This is a genomic window from Collimonas sp. (assembly GCF_035566555.1).
Classification (GTDB): Bacteria; Pseudomonadota; Gammaproteobacteria; order Burkholderiales; family Burkholderiaceae_D; genus Collimonas.
The window spans coordinates 1-17,592 of sequence record NZ_DATMRB010000195.1 but is presented as its reverse complement, the minus strand read 5'-3'; the positions used below and the strand labels follow the sequence as shown (position 1 = coordinate 17,592).

14 protein-coding genes are annotated in these 17,592 nt (G+C 61.9%); 5 read left to right on the top strand and 9 right to left on the bottom strand.

Going from position 1 to position 17,592, the window contains the following annotated elements:
- Positions 1-3: 3 nt before the first annotated feature.
- From VNZ65_RS24285 to ilvD, 5 genes are all read right to left on the bottom strand, one after another.
- Positions 4-987, bottom strand: a complete 984-nt coding sequence (locus tag VNZ65_RS24285) for a hypothetical protein (RefSeq protein ID WP_325673686.1) — start codon at positions 985-987, stop codon at positions 4-6.
- Positions 987-3,641 carry a DNA mismatch repair protein MutS gene (gene mutS / locus VNZ65_RS24280; protein WP_325673684.1) on the bottom strand — a complete coding sequence of 885 codons (2,655 nt, stop codon included), beginning with the start codon at positions 3,639-3,641 and terminating at the stop codon, positions 987-989. The genes VNZ65_RS24285 and mutS overlap by 1 nt, the downstream gene beginning before the upstream one ends.
- 209 nt (positions 3,642-3,850) lie before the next feature.
- Positions 3,851-4,738: a hypothetical protein gene (locus VNZ65_RS24275; RefSeq protein WP_325673683.1), complete on the bottom strand. Its 888-nt coding sequence runs from the start codon at positions 4,736-4,738 to the stop codon at positions 3,851-3,853.
- A gap of 137 nt (positions 4,739-4,875) precedes the next feature.
- Positions 4,876-6,144, bottom strand: coding sequence for a TIGR03862 family flavoprotein (locus VNZ65_RS24270; RefSeq protein ID WP_325673681.1), 1,269 nt, complete (start codon positions 6,142-6,144; stop codon positions 4,876-4,878).
- Positions 6,145-6,493: 349 nt separating this feature from the next.
- Positions 6,494-8,368, bottom strand: a complete 1,875-nt coding sequence (gene ilvD, locus VNZ65_RS24265) for a dihydroxy-acid dehydratase (RefSeq protein WP_325673679.1) — start codon at positions 8,366-8,368, stop codon at positions 6,494-6,496.
- A 304-nt stretch (positions 8,369-8,672) separates the two neighbouring features.
- Between ilvD and metC the strand changes: the two genes are divergently transcribed.
- The gene (gene metC, locus VNZ65_RS24260) at positions 8,673-9,872 is read left to right on the top strand and encodes a cystathionine beta-lyase (RefSeq protein ID WP_325673677.1); all 1,200 of its coding nucleotides are present in this window, start codon (positions 8,673-8,675) and stop codon (positions 9,870-9,872) included.
- Between the two features lie 2 nt (positions 9,873-9,874).
- Here the strand turns inward: metC and VNZ65_RS24255 are convergent, their stop codons facing one another.
- Entirely contained in the window at positions 9,875-10,342 is a 468-nt protein-coding gene (locus VNZ65_RS24255; protein ID WP_325673675.1) for an Lrp/AsnC family transcriptional regulator, read from the bottom strand.
- 220 nt (positions 10,343-10,562) lie between these two features.
- Here VNZ65_RS24255 and VNZ65_RS24250 point away from each other — a divergent pair, with 220 nt between their 5' ends.
- On the top strand, positions 10,563-12,455 hold the full coding sequence (locus VNZ65_RS24250; RefSeq protein WP_325673673.1) for an autotransporter outer membrane beta-barrel domain-containing protein: 1,893 nt from the start codon (positions 10,563-10,565) through the stop codon (positions 12,453-12,455).
- 94 nt (positions 12,456-12,549) lie between these two features.
- Here VNZ65_RS24250 and VNZ65_RS24245 read toward each other — a convergent pair whose 3' ends face one another.
- Together VNZ65_RS24245 and VNZ65_RS24240 are read right to left on the bottom strand one after the other, a co-directional pair.
- Positions 12,550-13,158 carry a DUF2242 domain-containing protein gene (locus tag VNZ65_RS24245; RefSeq protein WP_325673671.1) on the bottom strand — a complete coding sequence of 203 codons (609 nt, stop codon included), beginning with the start codon at positions 13,156-13,158 and terminating at the stop codon, positions 12,550-12,552.
- A gap of 232 nt (positions 13,159-13,390) precedes the next feature.
- The gene (locus VNZ65_RS24240) at positions 13,391-14,242 is read right to left on the bottom strand and encodes a metal-dependent hydrolase (RefSeq protein ID WP_325673669.1); all 852 of its coding nucleotides are present in this window, start codon (positions 14,240-14,242) and stop codon (positions 13,391-13,393) included.
- A gap of 131 nt (positions 14,243-14,373) precedes the next feature.
- Between VNZ65_RS24240 and VNZ65_RS24235 the strand changes: the two genes are divergently transcribed.
- The 3 genes from VNZ65_RS24235 to selD all read left to right on the top strand — a co-directional run bounded on the left by VNZ65_RS24235 (position 14,374) and on the right by selD (position 17,255).
- Positions 14,374-14,991 carry a TetR/AcrR family transcriptional regulator gene (locus tag VNZ65_RS24235; protein ID WP_325673667.1) on the top strand — a complete coding sequence of 206 codons (618 nt, stop codon included), beginning with the start codon at positions 14,374-14,376 and terminating at the stop codon, positions 14,989-14,991.
- Between the two features lie 75 nt (positions 14,992-15,066).
- Complete coding sequence (mnmH, locus tag VNZ65_RS24230; protein ID WP_325673665.1) at positions 15,067-16,128, top strand: tRNA 2-selenouridine(34) synthase MnmH; 1,062 nt, start codon at positions 15,067-15,069, stop codon at positions 16,126-16,128.
- Between the two features lie 68 nt (positions 16,129-16,196).
- A complete protein-coding gene (gene selD, locus VNZ65_RS24225; protein ID WP_325673663.1) occupies positions 16,197-17,255 on the top strand; it encodes a selenide, water dikinase SelD in 1,059 nt (352 codons plus the stop codon).
- A 6-nt stretch (positions 17,256-17,261) separates the two neighbouring features.
- On the opposite strand, the gene VNZ65_RS24220 is transcribed toward selD, so the two are convergent.
- On the bottom strand, positions 17,262-17,592 hold a 331-nt coding region (locus tag VNZ65_RS24220), incomplete at its 5' end, for a PepSY domain-containing protein (RefSeq protein WP_325673661.1).

Below are 17,592 nucleotides of genomic sequence, written 5' to 3'. Positions count from 1 at the left end.
AGTTTAGCGGCGCGACAGCTTGGCCTGGTCGGCGCTCTTGCCTAGATCGAACAGTTTGGGATTGGCAGGGTCGACACTGACTTTCAGCCAGCTGCCGCTGACCTCCAGGTCGCCCAGGTTACGCTGCCAGACGATAGTCGTCGAGTTCGGTGCATCGGCGCCGTGCGGGCCGTGGATGATCAGCACCTTGCCGCCAAACTGGCTGGCGTGGGCGCTGATGCGCTGACGGATTTCGGCAAAGCCGTCACGCTTGACGTTAAAGTCGAATACCCGGTGGCGCTGGGTAGCCAGCGGATCGCCGTCGCAAAACAGGACGACTGCATCCGCCTTTTTTTGCGTCGCATTCAGGAAAATCCGCTGCAGCCATTCGCGGTTGGCGATCTGGCGGTCTTCAAATTCGCTGTTGCGGCCGCCTTCCGCCATGTAGTGGTTGTTGCTGGCCGGCAGATTGATGGTGGCGAACACCACATTGCCGATTTCCCACCTGGCGTTTTCCACATAGCTGTGGAATTTTGGCGAAGTCGATTGCCTGATCAGCGGGATCTTGCTGTCGCCAAAAGAAAATTCGTCGGAAAAGAACAGATCGCGTACCCGGTTCAGGCGTTCGATTGCAGCCGAGCGGTCGGCCGCGGTACGGCATGCCACCCAGTCGCTGGCAGAGAGCGACACGATCAGGCCGTTCTTTGCACTGCTCAGCAAGGTCTTGCGCTGGCTGTACAGCTGGTCTGAGCACGGTTCGCTGCCAGCCTTGATGCCATTCGCCACCACAAACGCCAGGTTGTCGGCGTCGGTTTCGGTGATGGCGTTGCGCAGCGTGGTCTCGTCCGAATCGCTGCGAAACGCATGGGCGATCACGCCAAAGCTGAAGCTGGTGGTGTCTGCCAGCGCCATACCGCAATTCATCGTCAGCGCCGCCGCCAGACTGAGCAGCAGCATCAGTCTGGACGGCAGGAGTGGCGGTGAGTTGCGTTGCGGCGCGGCTTTCATCAGTTTTTTTGCGCAGTCGTCAGATGTTTCAGGCGGTACAGCTGTTCCAGCGCTTCGCGCGGCGTCAGGGCGTCGGGGTCGATGCTGTCCAGGGTTGCGATCAGCTCGCCGCCCAGGGCCGCGCTGCCGTCGCCGTCGTCAGCTTCTTCCTGCGTGCCGATGCTGGCGGCCTGCGCAAACAGGTCGAACTGCGGCGTCGCCTGCATCGATTGCGATTCCAGCAAAGCCAGGTGCTTGCGGGCAGCGCGGATCACAGGCGACGGCACGCCAGCCAGCTGCGCTACCTGCAAGCCGTAACTTTGCGAAGCAGGACCGGCCTGCACCGCGTGCAGGAACACGATGCTGTCCTTGTGCTCGACCGCCGACAGATGCACATTGGCGGCCGACGGATGCAAGTCCGGCAGCTGGGTCAGTTCAAAATAGTGGGTGGCGAACAAGGTAAAGCTGCGGCTGACGTCGATCAGATGGCGTGCAATCGCCCAGGCCAGTGCGAGGCCGTCGAAGGTGGAGGTGCCGCGCCCCACTTCGTCCATCAGCACCAGCGAATTCTCGCTGGTGCCGTTGAGGATGGCGGCAGATTCAGTCATCTCTACCATGAAGGTGGAGCGGCCGCCGGCCAGGTCGTCGGCGGCGCCGATACGGGTGAAAATGCGATCGATCGGTCCCAGCACTGCGCTGTCGGCCGGCACATAGCTGCCGACATAGGCCAGCAGGGTGATCAGCGCGACTTGCCGCATGAAGGTCGATTTACCGCCCATGTTGGGGCCGGTGATCAGCAGCAGCTTGCGCTCGGCCGAGAGCTGGCAGTCGTTGGCGATGAAGCGTTCGATCTGCTTTTCAACCACCGGATGGCGGCCTTGCACGATCTGGATCGCCGGTTCCGCCACCAGCTGCGGCAGGCACCAGTCGTGGCGTGCGGCATGATCCGCCAGCGCTACCAGGGTGTCGAGCTGGGCCAGCGCGTGGGCGATATTCTGCAGGGTGCCGATGTGCGGCGCCAGGTCTTGCAGGATCTGTTCGTACAGCATTTTCTCGCGCACCAGGGCGCGCTCTTGCGCCGACAACGCCTTGTCTTCAAACGCCTTCAGTTCCGGCGTGATGTAGCGTTCGGCGTTCTTCAGCGTCTGGCGGCGCCGGTAATCGTCCGGCACCTTGGTGGTCTGGCCGTGGGTGACTTCGATATAGAAGCCATGCACCTTGTTGTATTCGACCCGCAGGTTGGCGATGCCGGTGCGGGCCCGCTCGCGCGTTTCCAGATCGACGAGGAACTGGCCGGCGTTTTCAGACAGCCCGCGCAGTTCGTCCAGTTCGGCGTCGAAGCCGGTGGCGATGACGCCGCCGTCACGCACCATGGTCGAGGGCTCCGCGGCAATCGCGCTTTGCAGCAGCTGCAGGCAGTCGGTCGGAGTTGCCAGCGCAGTTTGCAGCTCGCGCAGCAAGGGCGCCGGGCTGTCGCTATCGCACAGGGCGATGTCGGCGCGCAGCGCATCGAGCTGCTGCAAGCCGTCGCGCAAGCCGGCCAGGTCGCGCGGCCGGGCCGAGAGCAGGGCGATGCGGGCGGTGATGCGTTCGATATCCGGCACCGCGCTCAGCGTGCTGGAAATGGCGCTGCCGGCATCCGCCGCGATCAAGGCGCCGATCGCCGCATGGCGGCCGCGCGCCACGCTCTGTTCGCGCTTGGCGTGATGCAGCCAGTGGCGCAGCAGGCGCGAACCCATCGCGGTGCGGCAGTGGTCCAGCAGGGAGAACAGGGTCGGCGCGCCGGAAGCGGCATCCTGGCCGCGGATGGTTTCCGTCAGCTCCAGGTTGCGGCGGGTGGCGGCGTCCAGCCCGATGAATTCATTTTCGGTTTCCACAGTCAGCGTGCGCACGTGCTGCAAGCCCTTGCCCTGGGTCGACTGGGCGTAGCGCAGCAAGGCGCCGGCCGCGCCGATGGCTGCGCTCAAGCCCTCGGCGCCGAAGCCGCTCAGGGTGCTGACGGCGAGCTGGTCGAGCAGCGATTTCTGGCCGTGGGCGATATCGAAGTGCCATTCCGGCACCGTGGTGGCCTTGTCGACCACGCCCTTGGCCAGCATGGCGTCAACCATATCGGCTACCAGCACCTCGGCCGGCGCGATGCGCTCCAGCTCCTGCTTCAGCAGGGTGTCCAGGGTCGCCGCTTCGCAGGCGAATTCCATCATCTTGAGGGCGCCGCTGGCGAGCGACAGCCAGGCCATGCCGACCTTGAGCGTCTTGCGCTGCTGGGTGACGAACAAGGACAGCAGCGGCTGGTCGGATTTTTCCGGCAAGAGGTTGGAATCGGTCAGGGTGCCGGGCGTGATCACGCGCAGCACTTTACGGTCGACCGGGCCCTTGCTGGTGGCCGGGTCGCCGATCTGCTCGCATAGCGCGACCGATTCGCCCAGCTTGATCAGCTTGGCCAGGTACTGGTCGGCCGAATGGAAGGGTACGCCGCACATCTTGATCGGCGCGTTGTTGTAAGTGCCGCGCGAGGTCAGCGTGATGCCGAGCAGGCGCGTGGCCTTTTCCGCATCTTCGAAAAACAGTTCGTAGAAATCTCCCATCCGGTAGAACACGAGCGTGTCCGGATAGTCGGCCTTGATGCCGAGATATTGCTGCATGCCGGGTGAAACTTTTTGTGCCGCTACCGTCATTGGGCGGCTCGCTGATAAAAAACTGAGTGCATTAAATGGGTTCTTTCTCAGGCGCCGCTGGCGCCCGACTGCAAGGGTATTCGGGTCTGGTGGGCTGTGACAGTCCACTAGCCGATATTGTAAGCGGAAGCAGGCCCAGCCGCCATTTCTTTGCGGTTTCGACAATCATGACGAGGCAGGCAGAGGCGGCGCCTGGCCGCCTGCGGCTGTCAACGTGGCGGGGCGCTGTCCTGGTAGAACATTTCCCGCATCAGGAACTGCTGCAGTTCCTCGGTATCCTTGAGGCGCGCGCTCAGGGTGATCACGCGTCCCAGCCGTTGCGAGCGCCAAGGGATGTCGGTCTGGGTCTTCTTGCGGATCATGTCGATCATCTTGTTGACGATGGCGGCTTCGATGCTGATTTCGCCGCCGCGCTCGACCGGGATGTATTGGGTAGCGCTGCGGTTGTTGTCGGTGCTCCAGCCGTGGAACACCAGGTTGGCGCGGAACGGCGTCTTGTCGCGCACCTCGAAGATGCCGCCGTTCTTTGCCTTGTCTATGCCCATCCAGCCGCGTTGCGCCTGGATGTTGGCCTTGGCGATGTCGTTGGGCGACTGCGGCGCTTCCTCGCTGGGCGAATCTTCGCCGGCCATGGCGCGTTCCTGCGCCTGCGCGGCTTCACGCTGCTCGCGCCGGGCTTGCAGCTGCGTGGAAAAATCTTCCTGTACCGATTGTGCATACTTGGGAGCGTCCGGTTGCGGCGTGACTATGGTGCGCGGGGCCTCCGGCGTGACCGGCATGCGTTCCTGGGCCACCTTGGGCGGAGTGCGGCGCGGCTTGGCCGGCGCCGGCGCTGTCTTGGGCTTGGCCGGCGGGGTCTTGACCGTGGGTTTCGGTGTGCTGCGCGGCGCCGGCGCCAAGGTGATGCTGACGGCGCCCATGCTGCCTTGCGTCGGGGATGTCAGTTCGACCGGCAGCTGCGTCAGCAGATACCAGATGCCGGCCACGTGGAACAGGATGGAAATCAGTATGCCAACGATCTTGGGGATGCGTTGCTGATTGGCGCGCCGCTTGTCCAGCCACGACAGTTTGCCTCGTTTTACACTCCCTTCCTTCATCGGTTCAGCCTTGTTTGGTCGACTTGCATGCAAGTCCGCCGGCAGCGCCTGGCGCTGCCGTATTGTTCATGAATAAAAAGCCAGCACTTAAGGGGGCCAATAAGGTGCCCGACAAGTTGCACGGTAAATGGCTCATTTTACGGTAACCAGTTCAAAACGCCATGGCCGGCCACCCGTCCGGATGCCAGGCAGGCGGTCAGCAGGTAGCCGCCGGTGGGGGCTTCCCAGTCGAGCATCTCACCGGCGCAAAACACGCCCGGCAAGGCGCTCAGCATCAGTTGCGGATCCATGCTCTCAAACGCTACGCCGCCGGCGCTGCTGATGGCTTCGTCGATCGGACGCGGCGCCAGCAAGGTCAGCGGCAATGCCTTGATCGCATGCGCCAGGCGCAGCGGTTCGATGAAATCGGCGGGCGCCACCAGTTCTCTCAGCAAGCCAGTCTTGACGCCCTTTAGCCCGAGCCGGCTTTGCAGGTGGCTGGACCAGGAGCGGGCGCCGCGCGGCCGTGCAACTTCGTCGATCACGCGCTGCAGCGGCCAGTCGGGCAGCAGGTCGATGTGGATCGTCGTACCTGCGTTGTCCGCGGCGATGCTGTCGCGCAGGCCGGCCGAGAGGGCATACACCAGGCTGCCTTCGATGCCATCGGCGGTGACTACAAATTCGCCTTGTTTCCGTGTCGCTGGCTGAGTGTCGTCGGCGCCGGTCAGGATGGCGACCGATTTCAGGTGCTGGCCGGCGAAGCGGCTGCGGAAATATTCGCTCCAGCCAACGTCGAAGCCGCAATTGGACGGCCGCAGCGGCGCTACCTGCACCGCGCGCTGCTGCAGCAGCGGCACCCATCTGGCGTCGGAACCGAGCCGCGCCCAGCTGCCGCCGCCGAGCGCCAGCACGACCGCATCGGCCTTGACGCTTTGCTGGCCAAGTGGGGTCTCGAAAGCGAGGGCGTCGTGCTGGTCCCAGCCCAGCCAGCGATGGCGCATGTGGAACTGTACGCCAGCCTGGCGCAGGCGCTGCAGCCAGGCGCGCAGCAGCGGCGCCGCTTTCATGTCGGTCGGGAAGACGCGGCCGGAGGAGCCGATGAAAGTATCGATGCCCAGCTCTTGCACCCACGCGCGCAGCGCATCCGGGCCGAACTGATCGAGCATGGGCGCGATCTGCGGGCGGCGTGCGCCATAGCGCGAGACAAAGGCGGCATAAGATTCGGAATGGGTCAGGTTCATGCCGCCTTTTCCGGCCAGCAGAAATTTGCGGCCGACCGACGGCATGGCGTCGTAGAGGTCTACCTGGACGCCGCCGGCGGCCAGCACCTCGGCCGCCATCAGGCCGGCCGGGCCGCCGCCGATGATGGCAACATGCCGCGCCGTGCTTGCTGCTGTTTGTAATTCGGGGTTATTCAACGAAGTCATCTATAGCCGGGAAACTGCCGGACGCAAAGCCGCTCGGGCAGGGGTTGCAACTTTACCATATGGCGGGCTTGCTTTAGGCAGGGAACAAGTGCCGGATGCGGGGGCAAGATGGAGGTTCGGCGCGGGATTGATCAAGGCGCTAGCCCGGGAAAACACGAAAAAAAGCCTCGGCTGCCATCGATCCAGGGGATTTTGCCGCGTCTTTCGCGTTATTTGCAGATATGTTTTTCCAGAATAATAACAAATCAAGATGAAAAAAGAGGCCGCTTTGCGGCGGCCTCTTTTACAGAGAGTTACATTTTTCTTGCCAGATAAACGCTATGAAACAATCGCGTATACCGGCCGCTATTTAACGTTTCAGCTGGCTGATATCGCGCACCGCGCCGCGGTCGGCCGAGGTCGCCATGGCGGCGTAGGCTTGCAATGCCTGCGACACGTAACGCTGGCGGTTGACCGGCTTCCAGGCGTCCTTGCCCTTGGCTTCCATCGCCGCGCGCCGTTGCGCCAGATCGCTGTCGCTGATCTTCAGGTGCATGCGGCGTTCCGGGATGTCGATTTCGATGATGTCGCCTTCTTCCACCAGGCCGATAGCGCCGCCTTCCGCCGCTTCCGGCGAAGCATGGCCGATCACCAGGCCGGAGGAGCCGCCGGAGAAGCGGCCGTCGGTAAACAGCGCGCAGGATTTGCCCAGGCCCTTGGATTTGATGTAGGAAGTCGGGTACAGCATTTCCTGCATGCCGGGACCGCCTTTCGGTCCTTCGTAGCGGATGATGACGACGTCGCCGGCGTGCACTGTGTCGCCCAGGATCGCTTCGACGGCATCGTCCTGGCTTTCAAAGACGCGGGCGCGGCCGCTGAACTTGAGGATGCTTTCATCGACGCCGGCGGTTTTGACGATACAGCCGTTTTCCGCCAGGTTGCCGTACAAGACCGCCAGTCCGCCGTCTTGCGAATAAGCGTGCGCCTTGTTGCGGATGCAGCCGTTGTCGCGGTCGGTGTCGAGGCTGGTGAAACGTTTTTCCTGGGAGAACGCGACCTGGGTCGGCACGCCGCCGGGAGCCGCGCTGAACATCTTGTGTACAGCGGGATCCTGGGTTTGCGTGATGTCGTTGTTGGCGATGGCGTCGCCCAGCGTCTTGGCGTGAATCGTCGGACGGCCGGTGTCGAGCAGGCCGGCGCGCGCCAGTTCACCCAGGATGCTGATGATGCCGCCGGCGCGGTGCACGTCTTCGATATGGTATTTGTCGGTCATCGGCGCCACCTTGCACAGGCACGGCACGTGGCGCGAGATGCGGTCGATGTCGGCCATCTTGAAATCGACTTCGGCTTCCTGCGCCGCCGCCAGCAGATGCAGCACGGTGTTGGTCGAGCCGCCCATGGCGACGTCCAGCGTCATGGCGTTTTCAAAGGAGGCCTTGGTGGCGATGCTGCGCGGCAGGACCGAGTAGTCGTCCTGTTCGTAATGGCGTTTGGCCAGTTCGACGATCAGGCGTCCGGCGCGCAGGAACAGTTCCTTGCGGTCGGCGTGGGTGGCGAGGATGGTGCCGTTGCCGGGCAGGGCCAGGCCCAGCGCTTCGGTCAGGCAGTTCATCGAATTGGCGGTAAACATGCCGGAACAGGAGCCGCAGGTGGGGCAGGCCGAGCGCTCGATTTCGGCAATGTCGGCATCGCTGACGGAGGCGTCGCCAGCCTTGATCATGGCGTCCACCAGGTCGATCTTGAAAATCTTCTGGTCGATGACGGCCACGCCCGGCAGCTTTTCAACCACCTTGCCGGCTTCCATCGGGCCGCCGGAAACGAACACCACCGGGATGTTCAGGCGCATGGCAGCCATCAGCATGCCTGGCGTGATCTTGTCGCAATTCGAGATGCAGACCATGGCATCGGCGCAATGGGCGTTGACCATGTATTCGACCGAATCGGCAATCAGTTCGCGCGACGGCAGCGAATACAGCATGCCGCCATGGCCCATGGCGATGCCGTCGTCGACCGCGATGGTATTGAATTCCTTGGCGACGCCGCCGGCCGCTTCGATTTCGCGCGCAACCATCTGGCCCAGGTCCTTGAGGTGGACGTGGCCAGGGACGAACTGGGTGAAGGAGTTGACCACCGCAATGATCGGCTTGTCGAAATCGCCGTCTTTCATGCCTGTGGCGCGCCACAGTGCGCGGGCGCCGGCCATGTTGCGGCCGTGGGTGGTGGTGCGGGAACGATATTGCGGCATGATGTGCTTCTCCGGGAAAATGGCTTCAGGGCTGACGATAGAGTGCCTTGCCCATAACGCTGTGTCAAATATATGATTTATGCTCTATTAATATGATTTGCATATATATCGAGGAAAGGGCATTTATCGATTTTTCACTATAAAAATATGCTTTATTGTTTTTATTTTCTAAAAATTAAATAAAAAATGGAAAATTATTCTAATAAATTATATTTTTAAGAAATTTTTTGCAATAATTTTCCACGTTCACACTCCTACAATAGACACAGGTAATCACGCCGTACAGTCATTTCTTGGAGGCCCCATGTCTAACCATCCTACTTCCGGTTCCCCGGCCACGCATGTCGACACGCAGCTGCTCCATTGCGGCCGCGAACCCGCGCGCTTTGGCGGGATGGTGAACACGCCGGTGTTCCGCGGCTCGACCATCATCGCCAACAACCTGGAAGACTGGGAAGCCGCGCGCCAGATCGACAATCCGATGTCCAACTACGGCCGCTTCGGCACGCCGACCACGCGCTCCTTCGAGCAGGCAATCGTCACGCTGGAAGGTGGGCACAATTGCCTGGTGTTCCCGTCCGGCCTGTCGGCCTGCACCCACAGCATCATGGCTTTCGTCAAAAGCGGCGACCACATCCTGGTCACCGATAGCGTGTACGGCCCGACCCGTACCTTCGCCGATCGCGTGCTGCGCCGCATGGGCGTCGAGGTGGAATTTTTCGATCCGCTGATCGGCGGCGACATCCGCCACCTGCTGCGGCCGAACACCAGCGTGGTGTTTGTCGAATCGCCGGGTTCCTGGACTTTCGAGGTGCAAGACATTCCCGCCATCGCCGAAGAAGCACATAAGGTCGGAGCCTACGTCCTGCTCGACAACACCTGGGCCACACCCTTGTTCTTCAAGCCCTTCGAGCATGGCGTCGATGTTTCCATCCACGCCGCCACCAAATACATCGTCGGCCATTCCGATGCCTTGCTGGGAGTCGCCAGCGCCAATGAGCGGGCCTGGAACATTCTCAAGAACGGCGCCCACGATTTCGGCCAGACCGCCGGCCCCGATGATATCTACCTGGCCTTGCGCGGCATGCGCAGCATGGCGGTGCGCCTGCGCCAGCACTCGGAGAGCGGCATCCAGCTGGCCGAGTATCTGCAGAGCCAGCCGCTGGTGGAGCGCGTGCTGCATCCGGCCTTGCCGTCCGATCCCGGCCACAAGCTGTGGCAGCGCGATTTCCTCGGCGCCAGCGGCCTGTTCACGATTGCGCTGAAAGAAGTCGGCCGGCCGGCGCTGTCCAAATTCTTCGACGGCCTGCAGCTGTTCGGCATCGGCCTGTCCTGGGGCGGCTTTGAAAGCCTGGCTTTGCCGCTGGACAAAGCGCCGACCCGGGTAGCGTCGAAGATCGTTTACCCGAATCCGCTGGTGCGCATCCATGTCGGCCTGGAAAACATCGATGACCTGATCGCCGACATGGGACTGGCATTCAAGCGCATGGAGCAGGCAATTTAAAGTCAATCCAGGCCGGCGTAGTCCAGCGGCAAAGCGGTAGTGTGCTTGATCTGCTCCATGGCGAAGCTGGCGTTGACATCGAACAGGGCATTCGACTGCGTCAGCTTCTGATACACCGTGTCGTAGGCGGCGATGTTCGGCACCACCACCCGCAGCAGGTAATCGATATTGCCGCTCATGCGGTAAAACTCCACCACTTCCGGGATCAACTTGACGGTATTGCTGAACTGGGCATACCAGCCGGCGTTATGCTGGCTGGTCTTGATCGAGACGAATACGGTCACGCCGACATTCAGCTTGTCGGCATCCAGCAGCGCCACGCGGCGCAATATCACGCCATCTTCTTCCAGCTTCTGGATGCGGCGCCAGCATGGCGTCGACGACAGGTTGACCTTTTCAGCGATTTCCGCCACCGGCGTGCTGGCGTCTTCCTGCAGGATGGCGAGAATCTGTTTATCTATTTTGTCCATGGTCGGCTTGAGTAGGAAATGGGCTGGCCGCTGCCGCGGCGCGCGAGGGTACAAGCGAGTGTAGCGCCAGTCGCTGCGCCAGTGTGATTTTGGAGTGTTTTGCCTATGCGGCTGATTGACTTTGGCGGCCGAGTGGCCGATATTGAGAGCGCAAATCTATAAATACAAGAAGGAGACATAATTGCGCATATCTTTATCTAAATCATTCCGTCTGAAACCAATGACGCGGGCGCTGACCCTGGCGACCCGCGCCGCTGCATTGATCGGCGCCGGCTTCATTGTCAGTGCCCCGGCCGGCGCCGCGAATTTTTCCCAGATGGTGTTCTTCGGCGATTCGCTGACCGACAGCGGCTATTTTAGCGGCGTCGGCCAGCAGCGCTCGTTCACCACCAATCCCGATCCGGTCTGGGCGCTGCTGCTGGCGCACAAATACGGCAACACCGCCAATCCTGCCGCCATCCTGACGCCGACCGGCGTACAGGCTGCCGGCGGCACCGACTACGCGGTCGGCGGCGCCCGCGTCACGGCGCAGAACGGCTGGCCCGATGCGGCGACAGCGCCGCTGGTGCCGACCGTCACCAGCCAGGTCAACGGCTACCTGGCGGCTAACCCGCGGCTCGACAGCAAGGGTTTGTACTCGGTCTGGGCCGGCGCCAATGACGTGTTCGGCTACACCAGCACCAGCGCCGGCGCTTTGCTCAATCCGGCGACGCAAGCGGCGACCGCCGCCTTGGTGATCCAGCAAGTTACCGGCGAAGCTACCAACGTGGTCGGACTGGTGCGGCAACTGCAGCAGGCCGGCGCGGGCACCGTGCTTGTGGTCAATCTGCCGGATGTCGGCAAGACGCCTGAAGGAATGGCGATTCCGGCGCTGGCGACCTTGTGGACGGCCTCCTCCAACAGCTTCAACGCGGCTCTGAATAATGGTTTGAACGGGCTGGGCGGGAATATCGTGGCAATCAACGCCTTCGGCATGCTGCGGGAAGTAATCGCTAATCCGTCCCTGTACGGGTTCACCAACGTCACCACGCCGGCCTGCACCACATCGTCTTCGGGCAATTGCACGACGGCGACGCTGGTTGCGCCCGGCGCCAATCAAACCTATCTGTTTGCCGACGGCGTCCATCCGACCGGCGCCGGCCATGCGGTGCTGGCGCAATATATTGAATCGGTGTTGCAGGCGCCGGGCCAGATCGGCATGCTGGCGGAAGCACCGCTGGCCGGCGCCCAAAGCTTCACCCGCGTCATCGACGACCGTCTGCGCCTGACGCCGCGCGCCGGCCAGGTGGAAGCTTTTGCCGCCTATGACAACACCCATCAGAGCCTGGATCACAATGGCAACAACCCGGGTCTGGACGGTTCGGCCAACAGCCTGACGGTCGGCGTCGATTATGCCGTCAATCAGAATGTGACGGTCGGCGGCGCCTTCAGCTTCGCCCATAACCGGGCGAATTTCGGCAATGACACTGGCGGCTTCAAGCTGGACCAGGCAATGTTGTCGGGCTACGGACAATACCGCGACGGCGCCTGGGCGCTCAACGCCATCGGCATGGCCGGCTCGCTGCAATACAACGACGTTACCCGCAACATCGTGCTGGGCGCCGCTACCCGCAGCGAAAGCGGCAGCGCCAACGGCCATCAGTTCCTGTTCCGCGTCGGCGGCCAGTATGACTTCGACCTCGGCGCGGCGACGCTCAGCCCGGTCGCCAACCTGACCTGGCAGCAGGTCAATGTCGGCGGCTATACGGAAAACGGCAACGACAGCACCGCCATGAATTTCCAGTCGCAGCGGCGCAATTCGCTGGTATCCAGCCTCGGCGCGCAAGTCACGAGCAAGCTGACGCTGGGCAGCTATACGGTGCAGCCGTTTGCCAAGCTGGCCTGGGAAAAAGAGTTTGAAGACAGCGAGCGCGACGTCCGCGCCAACCTGGTCGGCATGGCTGGCAGCTTCGGCCTCCCTGCCTATCAGGGCCCAAGCAACAGCGCCAGGCTGGAGCTCGGGGCCAGCATTGCGCTGGCCACCGATTTCACGGCCTACGCCAGCTATAACGGCCAGTTTGCGGGCGGCAACAAGACCAATTCCTTCCAGCTGGGCTTGAAAAAGGCGTTCTAACGTGTCTTGAGCGGCGGCCTATCATTTCGCCGCCCGATAAAAAAGCCGCTGGCGCAATACGCGCCAGCGGCTTTTTTCATTGCCGCAGCAGGTTCTATTCCTGCTCGGCTTTTACCGCCGGTTTGGTCGGCAACGCCGGCTTGTCGTCGAAATCCACTACCGGCAAGCCGCCGTCGAGGCCGAGGTAGTGCTCGATCAGGCCAAAGAAGCGGTCGTAGAACAGCCCGGCGGGAATCGTTTCGCTGGCGACCTTCACCAGCGAATCGGAGCTGCTGCCGATCGGCATCGACACCGAACCCAGCACGCTCAGGCCGACGCTGGCGGAATTGTTGGTTTTCTTGAGCGCGTAGCGGTCCTGGGTGGCGCTGACGAACAAGGTCGTGCTTTTGCCATTCTTGTCGTTGGGCGCGCACACCACGTGGAATTCGATTTCGACGTGCACGTCCGGGTCCGGCTGGAAATGCTTGTGGCCGTCCACCAGGTCGGCCTTGGCCTGCTTGATGATATAGCCCTGGCTGAGCAAGGTGCGGCGCGCCGCTTCACAGGTAGCTGAGCTGGAAGTGGCGAAATCGTGGGAAAACGTGCTGGTGTCGCTGAACTCCTCGCCCTGGTAGACGGTGGGCTTGGTGGTCGAGCAACCCGCCATGGCCCCGGCCAGCAGGACCGGCAGCAGGGCAGGCGATAAGCGGAACATCCTGGACATGAACGAAAACTCCTTGTTTCGACTAAATGAATGCAGCGGATCGCATTTTAGTCTATCCGACAGAGGCGGCGGAGTTTCCTTGCATTTTGCTGCAGTATGGCTTGCCTAAGCCCGTAGGGTGGGCCATTGTGCCCACGCGTGAATTCACTCAGTGCGCGGACTTGTTTCCGTGCCGGGTGGGTCTAGTACTCTGGATATCACGGTCACGCGTGGGCAGAAAAACCTGCCCACCCTACGCGCCTTTCAAGCCGCGCACGATGCTGTACTGCGCGGCATTGGCGGCCAGCCATTGTTCTGCCAGTTCGCGGTTGTCATGTTGCCATGGGTGAAAATCGCGTTTCAAGTAGTCGAGCAAGGGCCTGGTGCTGAGCCAGACCAGGCCGTGGCGGCCGAAAAAGAAGCTGGCCGCATCAAGCCAGATGCTGGGCTTGAACAGCACGCGGTCATGCCACAGGTTGTTGACGGTTTGCCGGGTGGCCATGACGGTGAAGCGCATCATGGCGAACATGTACCAGCGTACCCGCGTCTGGTAGCTGCCGTTCAGTGTGCGGTAAAGATCGAAGGCGACCGCCTTGTGCTCGGTTTCTTCCACCGCATGCCAGCGCCACAGGGTTTGCAACATCGGATCGGCGCCTTGCATCACTTGCGGATAGCGCAGCGTGAGGTCGGCCAGCACCGCGGTATAGTGCTCGAAGGCTGCGGTGATCGCCAGCTTGCTGATAGGCGGCACGCCGCGCTTGCGCCCCAGTTCGATCAGGTTGGCGGCCCAGTATTGCCAGTGATTGACCAGGCCTTGTTTTTCCAGCTCGGCGTTATACAGCGCATGGACCCGGCGGTGGGTGGCTTCCTGGCCGATGAAGTCGCGGATGGTCGCCTGCAGTTGCGCGTGCTCGGCACCGTCCGGCAAGGCCAGCGCGGCTTCGCGCACGGAATCGATGAACTCTTGCTCGCCGACCGGAAAGCTCATCGACAAGGCATTGAAAAACTGGGTGCGGAAGGCTTTGCCTGCCAGCCAGTGGCGCGGAAAGCCATGCGACAGGTCGACTAGCAGTTTTCTTACCAACAATGGACTGGATGTATTCACTGGCCTATCTCTGGTGATTAACGATAGAACCAGTATACTGAGCATTATTCAGTTTTTAAACTCGCAACTTGCTCAGTTTTTCCAAAGGCGCCGACATGGTCAAGCGAATTCCAGGTTCTCCCTCTGAAACGATGCGAAAATTGCCGACCCAGGAGCGGGCGCAACGCACCATAGAAACCATTTTCGAGACGACTGCTCAGATTCTGGAGAGCGAAGGCGAAGCTGGCCTGACTACCAACAAGGTGGCCGAAAAAGCCGGTTTTTCGATCGGCACCCTGTACCAGTATTTCCCCAGCAAGGATGCCATCCTGACAGCCTTGATCGCACGTGAGCGGCGGCGCGTGATGGACGAGCTGGATGCCTTGATGGAAAGCGCCGAAACCCAGATCGGCCAGCTCGATCCGAAAGCCTTCTTGCGCCAGTTCATCCGCATCAATATAGAAGGACTGGGCAGCGGCCGCAGCGCCAAGCGGGCGATGATCCGCTTCGCCTGGCAGCATGATCACCACGAAGACATCACCCAGGCCCTGCGCGAGACGGCGGAACGGATTGCCATCAGCATGCAGCGTATCCATCATCCCAACCTGCGGCCGCCGACGCCGGCCATGATGTTCGTGGTGACGCGCGCCGTGATCGGCGCCATCCGCAGCGCCTCGCTGGAGAAGTCGCCGCTGCTGGGCAGCGTCGAATTTGAAGATGAGCTGGTGCAGCTGGCGTGGGGCATGCTGGCGCGCCCGGCCGAGTTTTGAGACTATCCGCGGGGAGCCCGTGAAAATGCCGGATAATGACGGTTCCGGAGCAGCGCCAACCAATAGAAAACGCGAATGAAATACCCAGCATTGCTATCGTTTGAAGAAGTGTTTCCCCAGATCAGGCAGTTCGACACCATCATCGATGCCCGCACGCCGGCCGAGTTTGCCGAAGACCGGATTCCGGGCGCCATCAATTGCCCGGTGCTGAGCGACGCCGAGCGCGTGCAGGTCGGCACCCTGTACAAGCAGACCAGCGCATTTGAAGCCAAGAAGCTGGGCGCGGTGCTGGTGGCCCGCAATATCGCCCAGCACATCGAAACCCTGTTCATCGGCAAGCCGCGTGAATGGACGCCGCTGATCTATTGCTGGCGCGGCGGCAACCGCAGCGGCGCGATGGCGCATATCATGGCCAAAATCGGCTGGCCGGTGGTCCAGCTGGAGGGCGGCTACAAGGAATTCCGCCGCTATGTGATCGGCAGCCTGGAGCAGTTGCCGCGGCAATTCAGCTTCAAGGTGATTTGCGGGCCGACCGGCAGCGGCAAGAGCCGTTTGCTGCAGGTGCTGGAGCAGCAAGGCGCGCAAGTGCTCGACCTCGAGCAGATCGCCGCCCACCGCGGCTCGGTGCTGGGCAACCTGCCGCAAGAAGCACAGCCGTCGCAAAAGGCCTTTGAAAGCAGGATCTGGGACAAACTGCAATACTTCGATGTGCGCTATCCGGTATTTGTCGAATCGGAAAGCAAGAAGATCGGCAACCTGCGGATTCCCGAGGCTTTGATCGAGCAGATCCGCAAGTCTTCCTGCATCGCGCTGGCGCTGCCGCGGGCCGAACGGGTCAAATTGCTGATGGAAGATTATTCCCACTTCGTCGTCGACCCGGCTTTGCTGAATACACAACTGGCTTGCCTGGCCTACCTGCACGGCCGCGAAAAGATCGGCGAGTGGCAGCAGATGGCGTCGGCCGGACAGATCGAGCCGCTGGTGGATGAGCTGTTGCTGAAGCACTATGATCCAGCCTATGCGCAATCGATCAGGCGCAATTTCGGCCAGTTCTCGACAGCGCAGATACTCGACCTCGAGGATATTTCGACAGAAGCTTTCTTGCAGGCTGCCAGGCAGTTGCATCAAGACCGATAACAGGCCGGCCAGGCGCATGCCGGCCGCTAACCGACGCCTGCAGCAGGCGTCATTGACCCAGGAACCGTATGTCCGATCTCTCCGCAAGCAGCATCAAACTCACTTCCTTTTCCCATGGCGGCGGCTGCGGCTGCAAGATCGCGCCCGGCGTGCTGGCGCAGATCCTCAAGGGTTCCAGCGGCTTTCCGGTGCCCAAGAAATTGCTGGTCGGGATTGAAACCGCCGACGATGCCGCCGTCTACCTGCTGAACGACGAGCAGGCGCTGATCGCCACCACCGATTTTTTCATGCCCATCGTCGACGATCCTTTCGATTTCGGCCGCATTGCCGCCACCAACGCCATCTCCGATGTGTACGCCATGGGCGGCACGCCGATCATGGCGCTGGCGCTGGTCGGCATGCCGATCAACAAGCTGCCGCTGGAAGTGATCGCCAGCATCCTCAAGGGCGGCGAGTCGATTTGTGCGGAAGCCGGGATTCCGATAGCTGGCGGCCATACCATTGATTCGGTCGAGCCTATCTATGGCCTGGTGGTGCTGGGCCTGGTCCATCCGTCCAAGGTCAAGCGTAATGCCGGCGCCAAGGCCGGCGACCAGCTGGTGCTGGGCAAGCCGATCGGCGTTGGCGTGCTCTCTGCCGCGCTGAAGAAAGATGCGCTGGACGCTGCCGGTTATGCTGCGCTGATAGACAACACTACCAAGCTCAACAAGCCAGGCAGGCTGCTGTCGGAGATGGCTGCAGTGCATGCGCTGACCGACGTCACCGGCTTCGGCCTGCTCGGCCATACGCTGGAACTGGCGCGCGCAGCCGGCTTGTGCGCTCGCCTCAGCATGGCTGCCGTACCCCTGCTGCCAGGGGTGCAGCAGCTGGCGGAGCAGGGCTATGTCACCGGCGCCTCGCCGCGCAACTGGGATGGCTACGGCCATGAAGTGACGCTGGCAGCATCCATCACAACTGTCCAGCGCGGCCTGCTGACCGATCCGCAAACGTCGGGCGGGCTGCTGGTCTCTTGCGACCCAGGCGCGGTGGACGAGGTGCTGGCCTTGTTCCGGCGCGAAGGCTTCGCCGATGCTGCCGTCATCGGCGAGATGACGGCAGGCGCCACGGGTGTCGAAGTGATTGCCTGACGGGGTTCAGGCACGCTTCTTGAAAAACAGCGTATCGCCCAGCCACACTGCAATCATGCTCACACCCATCAGGGGGAACAGGATGCCGAGCAGCGCCATATAGCCTTTCCAGCGCGTGATGGACGGCGGCGGCTGCAATACGCGCTTGGGCGCGCCGAGCGAATTTTGCGGACGGCGCAGCCACCACATCACAAATCCGGTAAGCGCCATGCCCAGCAGCGCCAGTGAAATCACCGCGCACAGCAACTGGTTGACAAGGCCGAAATATTCCCCCATGTGCAGCGCGACCCCTAGCGTCACCAGCTTGGAGACCGGGTTGTAGTCGGCAAAGCGCAAG

Coding starts and splice junctions, on each gene's coding strand:
- VNZ65_RS24275 (WP_325673683.1), bottom strand. CDS start 4,738: ATGAAGGAAGGGAGTGTAAAACGAGGCAAACTGTCGTGGCTGGACAAG.
- VNZ65_RS24245 (WP_325673671.1), bottom strand. CDS start 13,158: ATGTCCAGGATGTTCCGCTTATCGCCTGCCCTGCTGCCGGTCCTGCTG.
- VNZ65_RS24285 (WP_325673686.1), bottom strand. CDS start 987: ATGAAAGCCGCGCCGCAACGCAACTCACCGCCACTCCTGCCGTCCAGA.
- VNZ65_RS24255 (WP_325673675.1), bottom strand. CDS start 10,342: ATGGACAAAATAGATAAACAGATTCTCGCCATCCTGCAGGAAGACGCC.
- VNZ65_RS24270 (WP_325673681.1), bottom strand. CDS start 6,144: ATGACTTCGTTGAATAACCCCGAATTACAAACAGCAGCAAGCACGGCG.
- selD (WP_325673663.1), top strand. CDS start 16,197: ATGTCCGATCTCTCCGCAAGCAGCATCAAACTCACTTCCTTTTCCCAT.
- ilvD (WP_325673679.1), bottom strand. CDS start 8,368: ATGCCGCAATATCGTTCCCGCACCACCACCCACGGCCGCAACATGGCC.
- VNZ65_RS24235 (WP_325673667.1), top strand. CDS start 14,374: ATGCGAAAATTGCCGACCCAGGAGCGGGCGCAACGCACCATAGAAACC.
- metC (WP_325673677.1), top strand. CDS start 8,673: ATGTCTAACCATCCTACTTCCGGTTCCCCGGCCACGCATGTCGACACG.
- mutS (WP_325673684.1), bottom strand. CDS start 3,641: ATGACGGTAGCGGCACAAAAAGTTTCACCCGGCATGCAGCAATATCTC.
- mnmH (WP_325673665.1), top strand. CDS start 15,067: ATGAAATACCCAGCATTGCTATCGTTTGAAGAAGTGTTTCCCCAGATC.
- VNZ65_RS24250 (WP_325673673.1), top strand. CDS start 10,563: ATGACGCGGGCGCTGACCCTGGCGACCCGCGCCGCTGCATTGATCGGC.